Source organism: Streptomyces liliifuscus (assembly GCF_016598615.1).
GTDB classification, from domain to species: domain Bacteria; phylum Actinomycetota; class Actinomycetes; order Streptomycetales; family Streptomycetaceae; genus Streptomyces; species Streptomyces liliifuscus.
Genome location: NZ_CP066831.1, coordinates 4,880,259 through 4,898,688 on the forward strand (window position 1 = coordinate 4,880,259; position 18,430 = coordinate 4,898,688).

At 69.7% G+C, this 18,430-nt stretch carries 17 protein-coding genes; 6 read left to right on the forward strand and 11 right to left on the reverse strand.

Features of this window, described 5'->3' with window-relative positions; genetic code table 11:
- Positions 1-63: 63 nt before the first annotated feature.
- Complete coding sequence (locus tag JEQ17_RS20575) at positions 64-1,044, forward strand: GlxA family transcriptional regulator (protein WP_200396603.1); 981 nt, start codon at positions 64-66, stop codon at positions 1,042-1,044.
- A 169-nt stretch (positions 1,045-1,213) separates the two neighbouring features.
- Here the strand turns inward: JEQ17_RS20575 and JEQ17_RS20580 are convergent, their stop codons facing one another.
- From JEQ17_RS20580 to JEQ17_RS20590, 3 genes are all read right to left on the reverse strand, one after another.
- Complete coding sequence (locus JEQ17_RS20580) at positions 1,214-2,263, reverse strand: Zn-dependent alcohol dehydrogenase (RefSeq protein ID WP_200396604.1); 1,050 nt, start codon at positions 2,261-2,263, stop codon at positions 1,214-1,216.
- Between the two features lie 10 nt (positions 2,264-2,273).
- A complete protein-coding gene (locus JEQ17_RS20585) occupies positions 2,274-3,434 on the reverse strand; it encodes an acyl-CoA dehydrogenase family protein (RefSeq protein WP_200396605.1) in 1,161 nt (386 codons plus the stop codon).
- Between the two features lie 84 nt (positions 3,435-3,518).
- Positions 3,519-4,424, reverse strand: coding sequence for an SDR family NAD(P)-dependent oxidoreductase (locus JEQ17_RS20590; RefSeq protein WP_200396606.1), 906 nt, complete (start codon positions 4,422-4,424; stop codon positions 3,519-3,521).
- A gap of 96 nt (positions 4,425-4,520) precedes the next feature.
- Here JEQ17_RS20590 and JEQ17_RS20595 point away from each other — a divergent pair, with 96 nt between their 5' ends.
- Positions 4,521-5,447 (forward strand): cyclase family protein, encoded by a 927-nt coding sequence (locus JEQ17_RS20595; RefSeq protein ID WP_200396607.1) that lies wholly within the window; start codon positions 4,521-4,523, stop codon positions 5,445-5,447.
- 540 nt (positions 5,448-5,987) lie between these two features.
- Here the strand turns inward: JEQ17_RS20595 and JEQ17_RS20600 are convergent.
- From JEQ17_RS20600 to JEQ17_RS20615, 4 genes are all read right to left on the reverse strand, one after another.
- Positions 5,988-6,482: an ATP-binding protein gene (locus JEQ17_RS20600; protein WP_200401615.1), complete on the reverse strand. Its 495-nt coding sequence runs from the start codon at positions 6,480-6,482 to the stop codon at positions 5,988-5,990.
- Between the two features lie 495 nt (positions 6,483-6,977).
- Complete coding sequence (locus JEQ17_RS20605) at positions 6,978-7,862, reverse strand: acyl-CoA dehydrogenase family protein (RefSeq protein ID WP_200396608.1); 885 nt, start codon at positions 7,860-7,862, stop codon at positions 6,978-6,980.
- 4 nt (positions 7,863-7,866) lie between these two features.
- The gene (locus tag JEQ17_RS20610) at positions 7,867-9,021 is read right to left on the reverse strand and encodes an acyl-CoA dehydrogenase (RefSeq protein WP_200396609.1); all 1,155 of its coding nucleotides are present in this window, start codon (positions 9,019-9,021) and stop codon (positions 7,867-7,869) included.
- Positions 9,021-10,214, reverse strand: a complete 1,194-nt coding sequence (locus tag JEQ17_RS20615; RefSeq protein WP_200396610.1) for an amidohydrolase family protein — start codon at positions 10,212-10,214, stop codon at positions 9,021-9,023. Before JEQ17_RS20615 ends, JEQ17_RS20610 begins: the two co-directional genes overlap by 1 nt.
- A gap of 156 nt (positions 10,215-10,370) precedes the next feature.
- Here JEQ17_RS20615 and JEQ17_RS20620 point away from each other — a divergent pair, with 156 nt between their 5' ends.
- A complete protein-coding gene (locus tag JEQ17_RS20620; RefSeq protein WP_200396611.1) occupies positions 10,371-11,879 on the forward strand; it encodes a class I adenylate-forming enzyme family protein in 1,509 nt (502 codons plus the stop codon).
- On the opposite strand, the gene JEQ17_RS20625 is transcribed toward JEQ17_RS20620, so the two are convergent.
- Together JEQ17_RS20625 and JEQ17_RS20630 are read right to left on the reverse strand one after the other, a co-directional pair.
- Positions 11,858-12,370 (reverse strand): EF-hand domain-containing protein, encoded by a 513-nt coding sequence (locus tag JEQ17_RS20625; RefSeq protein WP_200396612.1) that lies wholly within the window; start codon positions 12,368-12,370, stop codon positions 11,858-11,860. The two genes, JEQ17_RS20620 and JEQ17_RS20625, sit on opposite strands and share 22 nt — an antisense overlap.
- Positions 12,371-12,546: 176 nt before the next feature.
- Positions 12,547-12,921: an STAS domain-containing protein gene (locus JEQ17_RS20630; protein ID WP_200396613.1), complete on the reverse strand. Its 375-nt coding sequence runs from the start codon at positions 12,919-12,921 to the stop codon at positions 12,547-12,549.
- 410 nt (positions 12,922-13,331) lie between these two features.
- On the opposite strand from JEQ17_RS20630, the gene JEQ17_RS20635 reads away from it, so the two are divergent.
- Together JEQ17_RS20635 and JEQ17_RS20640 are read left to right on the forward strand one after the other, a co-directional pair.
- Positions 13,332-13,892 carry a sigma-70 family RNA polymerase sigma factor gene (locus tag JEQ17_RS20635; protein WP_200396614.1) on the forward strand — a complete coding sequence of 187 codons (561 nt, stop codon included), beginning with the start codon at positions 13,332-13,334 and terminating at the stop codon, positions 13,890-13,892.
- Entirely contained in the window at positions 13,889-15,238 is a 1,350-nt protein-coding gene (locus JEQ17_RS20640) for a zf-HC2 domain-containing protein (RefSeq protein WP_200396615.1), read from the forward strand. The genes JEQ17_RS20635 and JEQ17_RS20640 overlap by 4 nt, the downstream gene beginning before the upstream one ends.
- Before the next feature lie 220 nt (positions 15,239-15,458).
- Here JEQ17_RS20640 and purU read toward each other — a convergent pair whose 3' ends face one another.
- Together purU and JEQ17_RS20650 are read right to left on the reverse strand one after the other, a co-directional pair.
- Entirely contained in the window at positions 15,459-16,325 is an 867-nt protein-coding gene (purU, locus tag JEQ17_RS20645) for a formyltetrahydrofolate deformylase (protein ID WP_200396616.1), read from the reverse strand.
- Positions 16,326-16,472: 147 nt separating this feature from the next.
- On the reverse strand, positions 16,473-16,973 hold the full coding sequence (locus JEQ17_RS20650) for an SCO4402 family protein (RefSeq protein ID WP_200396617.1): 501 nt from the start codon (positions 16,971-16,973) through the stop codon (positions 16,473-16,475).
- 117 nt (positions 16,974-17,090) lie between these two features.
- On the opposite strand from JEQ17_RS20650, the gene JEQ17_RS20655 reads away from it, so the two are divergent.
- A complete protein-coding gene (locus JEQ17_RS20655; RefSeq protein ID WP_200396618.1) occupies positions 17,091-18,386 on the forward strand; it encodes an ABC transporter substrate-binding protein in 1,296 nt (431 codons plus the stop codon).
- Positions 18,387-18,430 lie beyond the last annotated feature (44 nt).

An 18,430-nucleotide genomic window follows, 5' to 3' on the forward strand; every position in this document is an offset into this window, starting at 1 on the left:
GCTTCCGGCCTGCGGACTCTTCGAACGAGTGGCCAGAAGGACAGCATTCGTTAGAATCGGGCCATGGGTACGCACTCTCCCGTCCACCCCCACCGCGTGGTCGTCCTCGCCCTGGACGGCCTCCTCCCCTTCGAGCTGGGCATCCCGCAGCGGATCTTCGGCCGCGCCAAGGACGCCGAGGGGCGCCACCTGTACGAGGTGGTGACCTGCTCGATCCGGCCGCCGGGCCCGGTCGAGGCGGAGGCGGACTTCTCCATCCTCGTGGAGAACGGCCCCGAAGCCCTTGCCACCGCCGACACCGTCGTCGTTCCGGCCTCGTACGAGCTCGGCCCGGTGCACGACGAGGGCGTACTCACGGAGGAGCTGGCCGCGGCCCTCGCGCTGATCCGGCCGGGCACGCGGCTCGTCTCCATCTGCACGGGCGGGTACGTGCTGGCCGCCGCCGGCTATCTCGACGGGCGCCCGGCGACCACGCACTGGGCGTCCGCGGAGCACTTCCAGCGGGTCTTCCCGAAGGTGCGGGTGGATGCGGACGTGCTGTTCATCGACGACGGTGACGTGCTGACGTCCGCCGGGGTCGCGGCCGGAATCGACCTGTGCATCCACATCGTGCGCCGGGATCACGGCACGGCGGTCGCCAACGAGGTGGCCCGCCGTACGGTCGTGCCGCCGCACCGTGACGGCGGGCAGGCGCAGTACATCCAACGCCCTGTTCCGGAGCCCCAGTTGGCGTCCACGACGGCTGCCCGCGCCTGGGCGCTGGCGCGTCTGCACGAGCCGATCCAGCTGCGCGACATGGCCGAGCAGGAGTCCATGTCGGTACGCACCTTCACCCGGCGCTTCCGCGAGGAGGCCGGCATCAGCGCCGGCCAGTGGCTCACCCAGCAACGCGTCGAACGCGCCCGCCACCTCCTGGAATCCACCGACCTCTCAATCGACCAAATCGCCCACGCCGCAGGCTTCGGCACCCCCCAATCAATGCGCCAACACCTCCAATCAACCTTGGGAGTAACCCCCACGACTTATCGCCGAACCTTCCGCTGACCACATTTACTGTCCAGGCGGCCGGCCCACTGTTTTTCAGCCCGTCCGGCGTTTGAGGACGAGCGCGGAGCGCGATACGGGGGTTCGGGGGCGGAGCCCCCGAAAAGGGACGGGAACGGGTAGGGGCGGCGGGGGCGAAAACCCCTCCGGCGACGCGGCGCGACACGGCTCAGAACGTAAGAACGGCGCGGGCAACCCGCCCGGCCCCCGCATCGGCCGCAGCCTTCTCGAAGTCCTCCACCGGATACGTCTCCGTCACCAACTCGTCCAACAACAACCGCCCCTCGCGATAAAGCTCCGCGTACAACGCGATATCCCGCTGCGGCCGAGCCGACCCGTACCGACACCCCAGAATCGACTTGTCCAAGTACATCGAGGAGACAAGAAAGGACGCCTCGGCCGTAGCCGCCGGAACCCCGAGCAGAACCGCCTGCCCATGCCGGTCGAGCAGATCGACGGCCTGCCGAACCAGCTCCACCCTCCCCACACACTCGAAGGCATGATCGGCCCCCGTGGGCAGAACCTCCCGCACCCCCTCCGTAGAAGTCAGAAAGTGAGTCGCCCCGAACCGCCGAGCCACCTCCTCCTTCGCCGGATTGGAATCCACCGCCACCACGGTCAGCGCCCCGGCGATCCGCGCCCCCTGGATCACATTGAGCCCGATCCCACCGGTACCGATGACGACCACGCTGTCCCCGCGATCCACCCGCGCCCGGTTGAGCACGGCCCCGACCCCCGTCAGCACCCCGCACCCGATCAGGGCGGCGGAGGTCATCGGAATGTCTTCGGGAATCCGCACGGCCTGCACGGCCTTCACCAACGTCCGTTCGGCGAAGGCGGAGTTGGAAGCGAACTGGTACAACGACTGCCCCGCCCGCGTGAACGGCCGCTGCGGCATCCCGATGGCCTTGCGGCACATGGTGGGCCGCCCCCGGTCGCACTCCGCGCACGTACCGCAGTTCGCGAGTGTGGACAGCGAGACATGGTCTCCGGGCTGGACATGGGTGACGCCCACACCCACCGCCTCCACGACCCCCGCCCCCTCATGGCCGAGGACCACAGGTACGGGGAAAGGTATGGTCCCGTCCACCACGGAGAGATCGCTGTGGCACAGCCCCGCCGCGGAGATCGCCACCAGCACCTCCCCCGGCCCCGGCTCCCGTATCTCCAGGTCGTCGACCACCTGGGTCTGCCTGCCGTCGAAGATCACACCTCGCATCCCGCCCACCTCAACCCTTCGGTTCCCTGGGAAGGCCGAGCACGCGCTCGGCGATGATCGTGCGCTGAACCTCGTCCGAACCGCCGTAGATCGTGTCGGCCCGGCTGAACAGGAACAGGTGCTGCAGCGCGTCCAGTTCGTAGGGCGCCGAGGCGGACCAGTCCGCGGGCCCCACCGCCGCCCCCGCGCCCCTCACGCGCATCGCCAGCTCCCCGAGCCGCTGATGCCACCGCCCCCACAGCAGCTTGGCCACACTGGGAGCACCCTGGACCTGGACCTGGTCCGCCGAACTCCCCAGCGTCCGCAGCGCGTTCCACCGCATGACGCGCAACTCGGCCCACTGGCGCACGAGACAGTCCCGTACGACGGGATCATCAGCCGCACCCGTCGAGACGGCCGCCTCCACCACCCGCCCCAACTCCTGGGCGAAGCCGATCTGCTGGGCGAGCGTGGAGACACCCCGCTCGAAGCCGAGCAGGCTCATCGCGACCTGCCACCCGTTGCCCTCGCCCCCGACGACATGCTCCACGCGCGCGTGCGCCCCGTCGAAGAAGACCTCGTTGAACTCGCTCGTCCCCGTCATCTGACGAATCGGCCGCACCTCGATCCGCCCCGGCTGATCCATCGGTACGAGCAGAAAACTCAGCCCGCGATGCCGCCGCGACCCCGCCTCCGTACGGGCCAGGACAAAACACCAGTCCGCCTCATGGGCGAGCGACGTCCAGATCTTCTGCCCAGTGACCCGATACACGCCCGCGTCGCCGTCCCGCACGGCCTCCGTACGAATCCCCGCGAGGTCCGACCCGGCCCCAGGCTCGCTGTACCCCTGACACCAGAGCTCGTCACCGGACGCGATCGCGGGCAGAAACCGGGACTTCTGCTCGTCACTGCCATGAGCGATGAGAGTGGGCGCAAGCAGGTTCTCCCCGATGTGCCCGGAGCGCGGAGGGGCCGCCGACCGCGCGTACTCCTCGGCCCACACAACCTGCCGACTCAGCCCGGCCGGCCGATTCCCATACCCACCCTCACCCCACCCGAGCCCGATCCACCCGGCCGCACCGAGCGTCCGTTCCCACGCCCCGCGTTCCCCGGCTCCGGCTACGTGCTCGGCGAGCCAGGCATGCGCTTCGGCCCGAAACGCCGCGTCCTCCGGCGTGAACCCGAAATCCAAGGTGTCCTCCCACCGCCCCGAAAGGGGCGCGGGGAACTGCGCGACCAGCCACAGCCAACCCGCACCCGCCCACCACCCCAGCCCCTACGGCGCCTTCTTGGAACGCGCCGCGCGAGCCATCTCCTCCACCTGCGCAAGCAACGGCATGGGGTCCGTCCCCACACTCCCCGGCAGAAAGTCCGCGATCCGCTCGGGCGTCCAGGACCCCTCCGCGTACCCCGAACGGAGTTCCCTCGGCTGCGCCCACACCGCGATCTTCGGCCCGGCGATCGTGTAGACCTGCCCGGTGATCCGCTCCTCCCGCGCCCGCTCGGACAGCAGGTACACCACGAGCGCGGCAACGTCCTCGGGTTCGCCGATCTCCTTCAACTCCATCGGCACGTTCGCGGACATACGCGTACGCGCGACGGGCGCGACCGCGTTCGCGGTGACCCCGTACTTGTGGAGCCCCAGCGCGGCGCTCCGCACGAGCGAGATGATCCCGCCCTTCGCGGCGCTGTAGTTGGCCTGCGAGACAGAACCCTGGTGGTTGCCGCTGGTGAACCCGATGAGCGTGCCGGAGCCCTGGCGCCGCATCACGGCGGACGCGGCCCGGAAGACGGTGAACGTGCCCTTCAGATGCGTGGCGAGGACCGGATCCCACTCCTCCTCGGACATGTTGAAGAGCATCCGCTCGCGGAGGATCCCGGCCACGCACACGACGCCGTCGATCCGCCCGTACGTCTCCAGTGCCGTGTCGACGACGCGCTGTCCGCCCGCCATCGTCGAGATGTCGTCGGCGACGGCGATCGCGTCCCCGCCGGCCGCCTCGATCTCCTTGACCACGGCCTCGGCTATCCCGCTGGTCGGCTCCGCGCCCTCGATGGACACCCCGTAGTCGTTGACGACGACCCGTGCGCCCTCGGCCGCGGCGGCCAGCGCCACCGCGCGCCCGATGCCCCGTCCCGCTCCGGTCACGGCGACGACCTTGCCTGCCAAGAAGTTCCCCACGCCCCGGCCCCTTCCCGCAGTTTCTGACGGTCCGTTAGATTCGACTCAGATTCTACGACCCGTCAGATACCTGGAGACAAGCCCCGGGGAGCACTCATGTCGATGCCGGCCGAGTTCCACGAGATCGCCAAGCGCGTGAACAACTGGGGGCGTTGGGGCGCCGACGACGAGATCGGCACGCTCAACCTGATCACCGACGAGGTGGTGCGCGAGGCCGCCACGACCGTGCGTACGGGCCGCCGCGTCCCGCTCGCACTCCCGCTCCGGGAGGACGGCGTGCAGACCGGGATGATCCCGGGCCGGGTCAATCCGCTGCACGCGATGGTGCAGATCAACCAGGAGTTGTTCGGGCCCGGCACGGTCGCGTGCAGCGACGACGTCGTGACCATGGGCCTCCAGACGGCCACCCACTGGGACGCGCTCACCCACGTCTCGCACTCGGGGAAGATCTACAACGGCCGCCCCGCGACCACCGTCACGGCCCACGGCGGCGCCGAGTTCAGCGGCATCGACAAGCCCCGGCACATCGTCTCGCGCGGCATCCTCCTCGACGTGGCCCGCGCGCTCGGCAAGGACCGCCTCGACGGCGGCCACGCGGTGACCCCGGAAGACCTCGAAGCGGCCGAGGAACTGGCCGGGACGAAGGTCCGCGCGGGCGACATCGTCCTCGTACGCACCGGTCAGATCCAGGTCTGTCTGGCGGGCGACAAGCACGCGTACGCGTTCCCGTCGCCCGGCCTGTCCGTCCGTACACCGGAGTGGTTCCACGCACGCGATGTGGCCGCCGTCGCGAACGACACCCTCACCTTTGAGATATTTCCGCCTGAAATAGAGGACTTGTGGCTTCCCGTGCACGCCCTCGATCTGGTCGAAATGGGCATGCTCCAGGGCCAGAACTGGAATCTCGAAGAGTTGTCCACAGCCTGTGGAGAACTTGGCCGTCATACGTTCCTGCTGTCGGCGATGCCCGAACCGTTCGTCGGCGCCACGGGAACCCCCGTGGCACCTGTCGCGATCCTCTGAGACACCCTGCCGACTCCGCCGGCCCTGTCGGCCCGGTCGGTGGAGGGTCGGCTGGCGGCGCGCCTCCCCCAGACTCGGCCGCGCCCGGGCGGGAGGGACCCCACCTCCCCCGAGCACGACACCGCGCGCCGCCATCCGGCTCCGGCGTACCCGCCCTGCTCCCGACCCTGGAGGAGCCGACGCCGATCGCGACCCACGCTCGCCAAGGGCTCCCGTCACCGGAACCCTCGCCGTCCCCTCACGGCGAATCGCTGACCACAAGCGTGATCAAACGGACACGAATCGTCAACACCTGTTCGGGGATTCACGGCTTACGCCCCTCTTTGTGCCGCGACGGGTGGAAGCACGGTACGGCGCATCGGGCAGCACGGGACGGGTGGGGTGCGGCTCCTGTGCTTCCGTGCTCCGCCTGGATGTCCGGATGTCATGTGCGGGTCGCGGGGGGCCGGTCGCGCAGTTCCCCGCGCCCCTGAAGGGGCACGGCCGTTCGGCCACGTAGAAACATGACGGCCCGGTCGCCGTGAAGGGACAACGCCCCGCTCAGACCACCTCGAACGCCAGGTCCCCGTAAGCGGCCGGGGCCGCGTCGCACGTCACCGCGGTCGCCGCCGTTGCCGAACAGCGGTCCACCTCGCACCAGATGCGCTTGCCCGCGCCCTCGCTGCTCCAGCCCCAGCGGTCGGCGAGCCCGTCGACGAGGGCCAGGCCGCGGCCGTTGGTCTCGTCGCCGTCCGCGCAGCGGGGGCGGGGCGGCCGGGCACTGGCGTCGAGCACCTCTAGGCGGACGGTGGCCACGGCCTCCGCCACGGCACGCTCTCCGGCGGTCGGGCCCGTCGCGAAACTCGGCAGCGACAGGCGCAGCACGGCCGGACGGCCGGTGTGCACCACCGCGTTGGTGACCAGCTCGGAGACGAGCAGGATCAGCGTCTCGGCAAGCGGCTCATCGGCCTCTATCCCGGACCCCGCGAGCCGCGAACGGGCCCACCTCCGGGCCCGCCCCACCTCTGCGGGGTCGGGCCGGATCTCCAGCTGCACTTGAAGCACCTGCACCGCTCACACCATCCGAACCGGCGGACACATCGCCTCGCGCCTCGCAAGGGCCACGATCGTGGTCAGAAAAGGGTTCACGGAACGTGATTCCCTTAGGAGACAGCATGGTTGACGTACAGTCACCCCAACAAGCGCTTCGGGCATATTCCAGCGCGAAGGAGTACGCGTGCGGCATACTGTGCGACGCTCGTCACGGGGAGTCGAACAGGCAGGAACGGTCCTGCTTCCCGCCTCGCGAGCGGTACGCATCGCCGGATCCGGAGCTGCCTCAGGGGCAACACCGTGATGGCCCGGCCTCAGAACCACTCGCATCCCACACAAGGTACCGGAGCACAGCTCCGACTCCAGGCCGTGACGAGTCACGCATAGGACACAACCCGATATCAACGCTCGGTAATTCCGGTATGCCACGTTCGGTGACATCCGTCCGTTCGGGCCCGTTCCGTCATGCCACGATCGACGGCAATGGACGTGCACAGTTCACGTCCGGGGCCCCGGGGCGGCAGCCACCAGATCCTCCGCGAGTGCCTCCTCGGCCTCGGCCGCGCTCTGCCCGCGACGGGCCCGCAGCCAGGCACGTTTGAGGTGAAGGTGCACGTCGGACTCCCATGTGAAGCCCATGCCTCCGTGCACCTGGAGGCAGTCCCGGGCGCCGAGCTCGGCGGCCTCGTCGGCCAGCAGTCCCGCCGCCGCGATGTCGAGCGGATCGGCCGTGACGGCGGCCGCGTACACCGCACCACGCGCCACCTCCACGCGCACCAGCATCTCGGAGCACAGGTGTTTCACCGCCTGGAAGGCTCCGATCGGCTGCCCGAACTGCTCACGGGTCCGGGCGTGTTGCACGGCCAGTTCGCAGGTGCGGGCGGCGGAGCCCAACTGCTCGGCGGCGGTCAGCAGCGCGGCCACCGGGTCGGGCGGCGCGGGGCGGGACACCCGGTGCAGCGGAGTGAGCGGGTCGGCCGAGCGCATCGGGACGGCTCCGGTCACATCTCCTCGTACGACGTCGGCCTCGTCCAGCCATTCGACGAGCGTGCCGTCGACGGCCGCGACGACGCTCTCGCCGGTGGCCGCTCCGGGCACCTCGCCGGCCGCGAGGTGCGTGGCCACGAGCGGTCCGGTGAGCAGGGCCCGGCCGGCCTCCTCGAAGGCCAGCACCGCCTCCGGGAGCCCCAGTCCGACCCCGCCCTGCGCCTCGGGCAGCCGCAGCGCGAAGAACCCCGCCTCGCCCAACTCCCGCCAGAGCGCACGGTCGAGCTCCGGAGCGTCCACGGCGGCCCGCAACTGCTCGCGTCCGAAGCGCCGGACCAGCAGTTCGCGTACCCCCGCCCGCAACGCCCTTTGATCATCAGTGAGTTGGAAATCCATACGGTCATCGCCCCTTCGGGAGGCCCAGGATCCGTTCGGCCACGATGTTCCGCTGGATCTGCGAGGTGCCGGCCGCGATGGTGTACGAGAGGGAGGACAGCCGGTCCAGCGTCCACGGGCTGTCGAGGTCGAGCGCCTCGGGGCCGAGCACGTCGGCCGCCGCGTCGTACAAGTCCTGCCGCGCGCGCGAGTACCTCAGTTTGAAAACCGAACCCCCGACACCCGGCACTCCGCCGGACCGCTCCGACTCGCTCACGTTCCACTGGGTGAGCCGCCACAGCGCGCGGAACTCCGCGTTCAGCCGCCCCAGCCTGCGCCGCAGTGGCACATCGTCCCAGCGGCCGTTCTTCCGTGCCTCGCGCGCGAGTTCGCCGAGGACGCGCCGGCAGGCCACCACCTCGCCCACGAAGGCCGTCCCGCGCTCGAAGGACAGCGTCACCATGGTCACGCGCCAGCCGTCGTTCTCCTCGCCGACCCGGTTGGCGACGGGCACCCGCACCTCGTCGAGGAACACCTCGGCGAACTCGGTCGAACCCGCGAGCGTACGCAGTGGACGTACCGTGATCCCCGGCGCGTCCATCGGCATCGCGAGCCACGAAATCCCGCGGTGCTTGGGCGCCTTCGCGTCCGTCCGCACCAACAGCTCGCACCAGTCGGCGACTTCCGCGTGGGAGGTCCAGATCTTGGAGCCGCTCACCACGTAGTCGTCGCCGTCCCGCCGCGCGCGCGTGCGCAGTGCCGCGAGGTCCGAGCCGGCGTCCGGCTCACTGAACCCCTGGCACCACACCTCCTCGCCGCGCAGCACGGGCGGCAGCCAGCGCGCCCGCTGCTCGGCGCTCCCCTCGGCCGCGATGGTGGGCCCGGCGTGCAGCAGCCCCACGAAATTGGCCCCCACGTAGGGCGCGCCCGCCTTCTCCGTCTCCTCCAGGAAGATCAGGTGCTGGGTGGGCGTGGCCCCGCGGCCCCCGGCGTCGGCGGGCCAGTGGAGCCCCGCGTACCCGGCGTCGTACAGCATGCGCTGCCATCCGAGGTCGTACGCGCGTCTGCCGGGCCAGTCGTCGGGCGAGGGTTTCGGAGGGAGTCCGGGGAGCACCTTCGCGAGCCACTCCCGCAGGCGCGCCCGGAACTCCTCCTCCTCGGGCGTGTAGGAGAGGTCCATTACTTGTCGAGGTCCAGGCCCAGCATGCGGATGGCGTTGCCGCGCATCAGCTTGTAGATCGTCTCGTCGTCGAGGCCCTTCACATGGTCGAGGGCGACCTCCTTGGTGTGCGGGAAGGTCGAGTCGACGTGCGGGTAGTCGGTCTCGAAGGTCGCGTTGTCCCGGCCGACCACGTCCAGCGAGGCGACGCCGTGCTTGTCGCGGAAGAAGCAGCAGAAGATCTGCCGGTAGTAGTAGGTGGAGGGCGGCTCGGGGATCAGGTCCCTGACCCCGCCCCAGGCCCGGTGCTCCTCCCACACGTCGTCGGCGCGCTCCAGGGCGTACGGGATCCAGCCCATCTGCCCTTCGGAGTAGGCGAGTTTGAGCTGCGGGAACTTCACCAGCACCCCGCTGAACAGGAAGTCCATCATCGAGGCCATGGCGTTGTTGAAGCTGAGCGAGGCCTGGACGGCGGGCGGCGCGTCGGGCGAGGCGGCGGGCATCTGGGAGCTGCTGCCGATATGCATGTTGACGACCGTGCCGGTCTCCTGGCAGACGGCGAAGAACGGGTCCCAGTAGCCGGAGTGGATGGACGGCAGCCCGAGGTGGGTGGGGATCTCGGAGAAGGTCACGGCCCGCACGCCCCGGGCGGCGTTGTGCCGGATCTCGGCGACCGCGAGGTCGATGTCCCACAGCGGGATGATGCACAGCGGGATCAGCCGACCCCCGCTGCCCCCGCACCACTCCTCGACCATGAAGTCGTTGTACGCGCGCACGCAGGCCAGCGCGACCTCCTTGTCGTGCGCCTCGGCGAAGGTCTGCCCGCAGAACCGCGGGAACGTCGGGAAGCACAGCGACCCCTCGACGTGGTTCGCGTCCATGTCCTTGAGCCGCTCGACCGGATCCCAGCACCCCGGCCGCATCTCCGCGCGCGTGATGCCCTCGAGCGTCATCTCGTCGCGATCGAAGCCGACGGCGGCGATGTTGCGCTTGTACGGGAACTTCAGGTCCTCGTAGATCCACCAGTCGGTCGGCGGCCCGTCCGGGTCCATCGTGATCTGGTACTTGCCCGCCACGTAGGCGAGTTCGCCGATCCCGGCCGTCAGCGGCTTGGGGCCGCGGTCCTGGTACTTCTTCGGCAGCCAGGTCTCGAAGAGGTTCGCGGGCTCGATCACATGGTCGTCGACGCTGATGATGCGGGGCAGTTCGGTCATGAGTCCCCTCCGCCTTGGCCAATCGCAGATATCTGACGGACCGTCAGTTGTTGCTCCCCTAGAAGGCTAGCCCCGCACCTCTGGACCGACAAGGCACCGAGCCCTACGCTCTCCAGCCAATCTGACTACCCGTCAGCTGTGAGGAGTACCGGGCAAATGACCGACACCGCACACGCACTGGGCGCCTCCCGCACCTTCTGGGAACTCGTCGAGCGCCGCGCCGCGCTCACCCCCGACCGCCCCGTCCTCCTCCAGGACGACCGCACACTCACCTTCGAGGAGCTGCGCTCGGGCGCCGAGCGGACCGCGGCCGGCCTCCACGACCTGGGCGTACGCCCAGGCACGGTGGTCGCCTGGCAGCTGCCGACCCGCATCGAGACGGTCGTACTGGCGATGGCCCTGGCCAGGCTCGGGGCGGTCCAGTCCCCGGTGATCCCCTTCTACCGCGACCGCGAAGTCGCCTTCGCCGTACGGGAGTCCGGGGCCGCCCATTTCGCCGTGCCGGGCGAGTGGCGCGGCTTCGACCACACGGCGATGGCGGAACGCATCGGCGCACGCGGCGTCTTCGAGGCGTACGACTCCCTCCCCGAGGGGGACCCGTCCGTCCTTCCCCCACCCCCCGCCACGGGCACGGACGTGCGCTGGATCTACTGGACCTCGGGGACGACGTCCGACCCCAAGGGCGTACTGCACACGGACCGTTCACTGATCGCCGGCGGCTCCTGCCTCGCCCACGCGCTGCACCTGACGGCCGACGACATCGGCTCGATCGCGTTCCCCTTCGCGCACATAGGCGGCCCCGACTACCTGGTCATGCTGCTGCTGTACGGGTTCCCGGCGGTCCTCTTCGAGAAGTTCGCGCTGCCGGACGCCCTGGAGGGCTATCGCAAGCACGGGGTGACGGTGGCGGGCGGCTCGACGGCGTTCTACTCGATGTTCCTGACCGAGCAGCGCAAACAGCCGGACACCAAGCTCATCCCCACCCTGCGCCTCCTCGCGGGCGGCGGGGCACCGAAGCCACCGGAGGTGCACCACGCCGTCGTACGGGAGATGGGCGTCCAACTGACCCATGGATACGGCATGACCGAGGTCCCGATGATCACGATGGGCTCGCCCGACGACTCGGCGGAGAACCTCGCGACGACCGAGGGAAGGCCGCCGGAGGGCATGGAGATCAGGATCGTGGACGGAGAGGTCAGACTGCGCGGGGAAGCCGTCTGCACGGGCTACTTGGATCCCGCGCAGTCCACAGAAGCCTTCGACAAGGACGGTTTCCTGATCACGGGCGACCTCGGACACCTCACACCAGGCGGCCATCTCGTCCTGACGGGCCGCCTGAAGGACGTCATCATCCGCAAGGGAGAGAACATCTCGGCGAAGGAGATAGAGGACCTGCTGCACCGCCATCCGGCGGTCGGCGACGTAGCGGTGATAGGCCTGCCGGACGCGGAACGCGGCGAACGCGTATGCGCGGTGATCGAACAACCGGACAAGACCCCGCAGTTGACGCTCTCCGCCATCACCGACTACCTACGCGCGGAAGGACTGTCCGTGCACAAGCTGCCGGAGCAGCTGGAGGTGGTGGACGCCCTTCCGCGCAACGAGACCCTGCGGAAGGTACTCAAGTACAGGCTCAGGGAACGCTATTCGGGCACCGTGAAGTAGCGGGCGAAGGCGCTCACGATCTCCGGCTCGGTGACCTGGCCGTCGGCGTCCGCGTCGAGCGCGCCGGCCGCGGCGGTGGCGACGGCCTCGGGCGCGCCGAGGGCCTTGAGGGCCCGTGCGATCTCGTCGACGGTCGCCGCCGAGTCCCCGTCGCCGTCCGCGATGGCGAGCGCCGCGTCCAGGAAGGGGCGGGCGATCTCGGCGAAGCGGTCGGGGTTGTCCCGCAGTCGCTTCACCGCGCCGCCCACGAACTCCTCGCGGGTGATCCGCTGGTCGCCGTCCCGGTCCGCGATTCCGGCCATGCCCTGCCAGAAGGCCTCCGCGCCGATGTAGAGGGCCTGGCCCTTGTCGGACCGGGCCGCCGTGTCGAACTCGGCGAGCAGCGCCTTGGTCGCCGCGTTGAAGTCCTCGCGGTCGATATAGCCGTTGCCGTCCTGATCGAAGGTGGCGAACCGGGCGGCGATCTTTCGCTCGTACTCGGTGCTGACCATGTCTTTTCGGGCCGCCTTACATCACGTGGGTACGTCTGGCAGGGAGCGTACGACGACCGGGGCCCTCGGGGAGCGGGAAAACGACGCTTGTGCCAAGACCGGGGGAATTCCGCGACAACCGTGTCGCGGAGTCACGGGACGATCTTGCCCTGCACGCGACCCGCACGTGACGCGAATCACGCCGACAGGGAATCCGGTTCGTCGTCGACGGCGGCACCGACATCGGGATAGACATCGAAGAGTCGGCGCACACCCAGGGCGCCCAGCACCCTGTTGACGTGGGATCCGTCCACGGCGCCCTGCGCGGGAAGGATCAAGCGGAGGCGTCCCTGACAGGAGCGGAGCAGTCGCCGGCTGGCGATCAGCACCCCCACACCACTGGAGTCGCAGAACAGGACTCCGGAGAGATCGAGGACAACACTGTGCCGCCCGTCGGCCACGGCGTCGTGCACGCGCTGCCGCAGCACCGGTGACGTCACCAGATCCATCTCGCCCGACACCCGGAGCACGGCCCAGCCGCGCTGCTCGCCGTCGGTCACCCTGAGCGTCACGCGCCTGCCCCTCGCTCGACGTTGTGGACCCTGACGGCCCGACGACGTCGGACCCGGAAACGGAACCGGAAGTGGTCCTGTCACTTCCCTGGTGCGCGGCTGCCCCACCCTCACTCCATGAAACACCGGATGCGGAATCGAAGCGTGCCCCAGTTGGGCTGTTTCGGTCGAGAACGGTCTAGTACGGTCGATCCTGATCGGGCCGAGCCACGGCAGACACACGCACACCGTGAGGAGCCGCACGCACAGCGTGATCGGGGCACTACCATCCGCAGCTCCGCGAGGGGCGCGCATTGCCACAAAGGGGCGTGCGTTGTCAGGGGTGCCGACTACATTCGGGAGGAAGCCGGAGAGGAGAATCCGGTGGACACAGGGACAGGCGCACCGCACGACCGGGGGTGAGGGGCCGCATGACCAAGAAGGACGCGCCGCCCCGCTGGGACCGCAAGATGCAACAGCGGCTCGCACGCGGGGAGGCGGCCGCGCTCGGTGAGCTCTACGACCGATTCGCTTCGCTCGTGCACGGCCTCGCCCACCGCGTGCTCGGAGACGACCGGGCGGCCGACGGCGTCACCCGCGAGGTCTTCGCCCATGTCTGGGAGAACCCCGAGGCGTACGACCCCAAGCAGGGCCCCCTGCGCTCCTGGGTCGCCACGCTGACCCACCGCCTCGCCGTGCAGCGCCTGCGCGCGACGGAGACCGCCGCGCTCGCCCAGGACGGCTCGGGCAGTACCGAGGAGCTGGAGCGCAAGGTCCGCCGCGCCTCGGTGGCGGCCCGCGCCGACTACATCGTCACGTCCATGCCGACCCCGCTGCGCACGGCCCTTGAGCTCGCCTACTTCCAGCGCCGCGACTACCGCCAGACCGCCGCCGACCTCGGCGTCACCGAGGACGAGGCCCGCCGCCGCCTGCGCCTGGGCCTCCAGCTCCTGTCCACGGCCCACGACACGGGCTCCGGGGGTGCGCGATGAGAGGCATCGAGGCGCACGACGGATACGAAGAACAGCCGGACCCGGAGGACCACAACAGCCGAGTGGGCCCCCAGAAGGACACCTCACCCCCGGGGAACGGCCCGTCCGGCCCAGAACCCCCCGAGCCGCCCAGCAGCTCTCGCACCCCCGACGAACCCCAGCCCCCACGCATACCCATGCCACGCTCGTCGGTCGAGGACACGGGCCTCCCACTCCCGGAGCCGGCCCCGGCCCCGCTGTTCCTCGAACACCGGGTCCTGAAGGCCCTGCTCGGCGCCTGGGCGCTGGCGGCCTGCTCCCCCGAGGAGACGGCGGCGGTGGAGGACCACCTGGGCACCTGCGGCGCGTGCGCGGACGAGGCGCTGCGCCTGCGCGACGCGGTGGGCCTCCTGCACCCGCCGGAGAGCCTCGACCTGGACCCCACCCTCCGCACCCGCGTCCTGGAGAGCTGCCTGGACCGCCGCCCGCCCCGCATCCCGGTCCCCGAATGGGCAACACCGTACGACGCGGAGACGGCCCGCCTGGACGCCCTGCTGCAGGACATCGGTGACGCGGAGTGGCACGCTCCCGTACGCCTGCGCTGGTTCGAGGGCGACGAACAGACCAGCCGCCGCACCACCGTCGCGGGCGTGATCGCCCACCTCCTGACCGTGGACGGCCTGGTAGCCGTGACCCTGGGCCTGGACGACCCCCTCGAAGCCCAGGCGAACACCCCCACCCCCGAGGCCCGCACAGAGGCCTTCTGGACAACCTCGCACTTCCCGCCCACCCGTTCCGTACGAACCCCCTGGCGCGAGCAGGCCCACAACCTGGTCCGCACGGTCGCCTTCGCGGGCGGCGGCTCGGGCCGCCTCCCGGTCTCGTACGGCGCCTTCGAACTCCCCCTGCGGGACTCGATGCTGGACCGTGCCTTCGAGACCTGGGTCCACGCGGGAGACATCGCCGAGGCGGTCGACTACCCCTACGAACCGCCGTCGCCCCGCCACCTGCACGCCATGATCGACCTGGGCGCCCGCATGCTCCCCACAGCCCTGGCCGCCCGCCGCCAGGCAGGCCTCGCCGCCCCCGGCCAGACCCGCCACCTGGTCCCCGCCGGCGCCCCCGGCCGCAGCCTCCGCCTGGAGATCGAGGGCCTGGGCGGCGGCGAATGGCTCATCCCCCTGGACTCCCCCGGCGCCCTGCCCTCCCCCGACCACGAGGTGGCCCACATAGCCCTGGACGGCGTCGAGTTCTGCCAACTGGCAGCAGGCCACGTACCACCCGAGGAAGCGGCAGCAGGCCAGGTAGGAGACCGAGAGGCAATCAGAGACGTCCTCTTCGCAGCAGCATCACTGAGCCGCATGTAGCGCGCAGCCCCTGCCCAGACCTGCCCGCACCCGCCCCACGCACGGGAGCGGGCCGTGCCGGTACGTCGAAAGTCCGCCGCATACGGCTCCTCCAGGAACGGTCTTCCTGGAAAACCAACAGCCGTACACCCCGCCGCGGCGGACTCGACGTACCGGCACGGCCCGCGCCCCACGACAACGCGAGGCGCGACGCACCTCGGCCGAAGACGACGGCCGGGCTTCAGTCAAAGACGACGGTCCGCCGCCCGTTCAACAGAATCCGCCGCTCCGCATGCCACTTGACGGCCCGGGCAAGCGCCTGGCACTCCACATCACGCCCCACAGCGACAAGCTGCTCAGGCGTGACCTGGTGCCCCACCCGCTCGACCTCCTGCTCGATGATCGGCCCCTCGTCGAGGTCGGCCGTCACATAGTGCGCGGTCGCACCGATCAGCTTCACACCACGAACGTGCGCCTGGTGATACGGCTTCGCGCCCTTGAAGCTAGGCAGGAACGAGTGATGGATATTGATGATCCGCCCGCTCAACTGCTTGCACAGATCATCGGAGAGCACCTGCATGTACCGAGCGAGCACAACGAGCTCGACGCCCTGCTCCCGCACCAGCTCCAACAACTGCGCCTCGGCCTGCGCCTTATTGTCCTTGGTGACCGGAATGTGATGAAACGGCACATCATAAGAAGCCACAAGCTCGGCGAACTCCGTGTGATTCGAAACCACAGCCGCGATCTCAACAGGAAGCGCCCCGGTCCGAGCCCGGAACAGCAGATCGTTCAGGCAGTGCCCGAACTTGCTGACCATCAGCACGACCCGCATCTTGTCCTCGGCCCGGTGGATCTGCCACTCCATCTGGAACGAGTCACCGATCGCCGCGAAGCTGGCCCGCAGCTTCTCCACCGTCACCGGCGACTCCGCCGAGAAGTGGACGCGCATGAAGAACAGCCCCGTGTCATGGTCACCGAACTGCTGACTGTCCTCGATGTTGCACCCGGTCATGAAGAGATAACTCGACACGGCGTGCACGATGCCCTGCTTGTCGGGACAGGAAAGCGTAAGAACGTACTGCTCGGTCACGGACTGCTCATTCATGCACGCCAGGGTCCCACAAATGGAACCGCACCCGGCCACACGTCCCGCCTGCCGGACGCCCAAGGCCTGGACCCTTCAGGGGCGCGGGGAACTGCGCGACAAGCCCCCACGGCGCCGCACGCACAACAGACCTCAGCAGCCCAGCCCTCAGGCAGACCGAGTCATGATCCGCAAAACCTCAAGCGTCCGAGGCGGCACATCAGGATCCTCCCCATCACTCACCGCCATCCGAACGTGCGCATCCCGAGCAGCCCGCACAGCCTCAGGCCACCCCTGATGATCGAGATAGACGGAGACGGCGGCATCAGGCCCCACCTGATGCATGATCCGCAGCACCCGAAGCACGGCGCTGTCGACGAGCGCCGCCTCCTGCGAGTCCCGGAAGATCGTCCCCACGTATTTCTCGGCGGACCAGTTGTCCAGCCAGGTGTCCTCGACGAGGCGATAGACGGCGTCGGTCACATCCCCGTACCCGTCGACCCCCGCGAGCCAGACCCCTCGCTGGAACTCGGTGTCGGAAAGCATGTGCAGCGCGGAGCGCACATTGCTGCGCCAGCGCCACCACGGCATGTCGTTCAGTGGCATGCCGCCCATGGTGGATGAGCGACGCCCGCGACGGGAAGAGTTCTCCGAACCTTGCACGGTCACCGATCGTACGTTCTCGCCGATTCGTCCCGCCCCGCACCCCGGAGTTCACCTTCTGGTCACCAAGCGTTGACCATGGGTCACACCGGCCGTAGCGATGTGACGGAATCGTGCGTGTCCATGACCGGCAGGCGACGCACCCGCACCTTCCTCCCCGCCCACCATCGTCCCGCCAAGGCCAGAGTGCTGTCCGCGGGCGCGTTGGCGGCGTGTGCGTCCATAGCCGTCGGATGCGGTGTCGTCCCCGGTACCACGGGGGGTTCCGGGGACGACCCCATAACGGTCATGACGTGGGCGCCCGAGGGGACGAAGGCGACCAACAAGCCGGGCATGCCCGCCATGGCGCTGGCCTACGCGCGCTGGATCAACTCCAAGGGCGGCATCAACGGCCGCAAGCTCAAGGTCCTCACCTGCAACGACCACAACGACACGGTGGCCGCCGCCAACTGCGCCCGCCGCGCGGTCGACGAGAACGTCGTCGCGGTCGTCGGCTCGTACAGCCAGCACGCCCGCTCCTTCTTCTCCCCGCTGGAGGCGGCCGGCATCCCGTATCTCGGCGGGTACGGCGTCACCGACGACGAGTTCACCAGCCCGCTCTCCTACCCGGTCAACGGCGGCCAGCCCGCCCTCCTGGCCGGCCTCGGACAGCAGCTCGCCAGGAACTGCGGCCCCGTCACCCTCGTACGCCCCGACACGATCGCCGGCGACGAGCTGCCCGTCCTGCTCGACTCCGGCCTCAGCGCCGAGGGGCATTCGGCCGCCGTCGACCAGCGGGCCGCCGAGGACGCCACGGAGTACTCGAACCACGCCGACCAGGCGCTGCGGCGGGTCACGGCGGATCCGACGGAGGAGGGGTGCGTGGTGCCCGCGCTCGGGGACCGCACGGACACCTTCATGGACTCGTTCCGGCGTGCCCGCGAGGCGTACCCGACGGTGCGGACGGCGTCCGTGCTGGGCAGCGTCGACCAGTCGGTGATCGACGCGACGGGCAACGCGTACGAGGGCTCGTACGTCACCGGCTGGTACCCGGCGTCGCGCGACAAGCGGTGGAAGCCGATGCGCGCGGTCATCCGCGAGGAGGCCTTCGGCGACAACCGGATCGACGCGTCCGACCCCGGGGTGCAGACGACCTGGGTCGCCTACACGGTGCTGAAGAAGGCCGTCGAGTCGCTGGGCGACGGCGAGGTGTCCTCGCGGACGCTCCGGCGGACGCTCGACGACGGCTTGAAGATCAACACGGGCGGGCTGACGCCGACGCTCAGCTGGAGCTTCGACGATCTGACCGCGGCGAGCGGCTTCCCCCGGCTGGTCAATTCGGACGTGTCGTTCCAGGTGGTGCGCAAGGGTCAACTGGTCTCGGCCCGCAAGGGGTTCGTCAACGTGTCGAAGGTGCTGGAGAACACGGAAGCGTCGTAAAGCAGGCCGGTACCGACCAGGTACCGGCCGCCGCCAACGCCGTA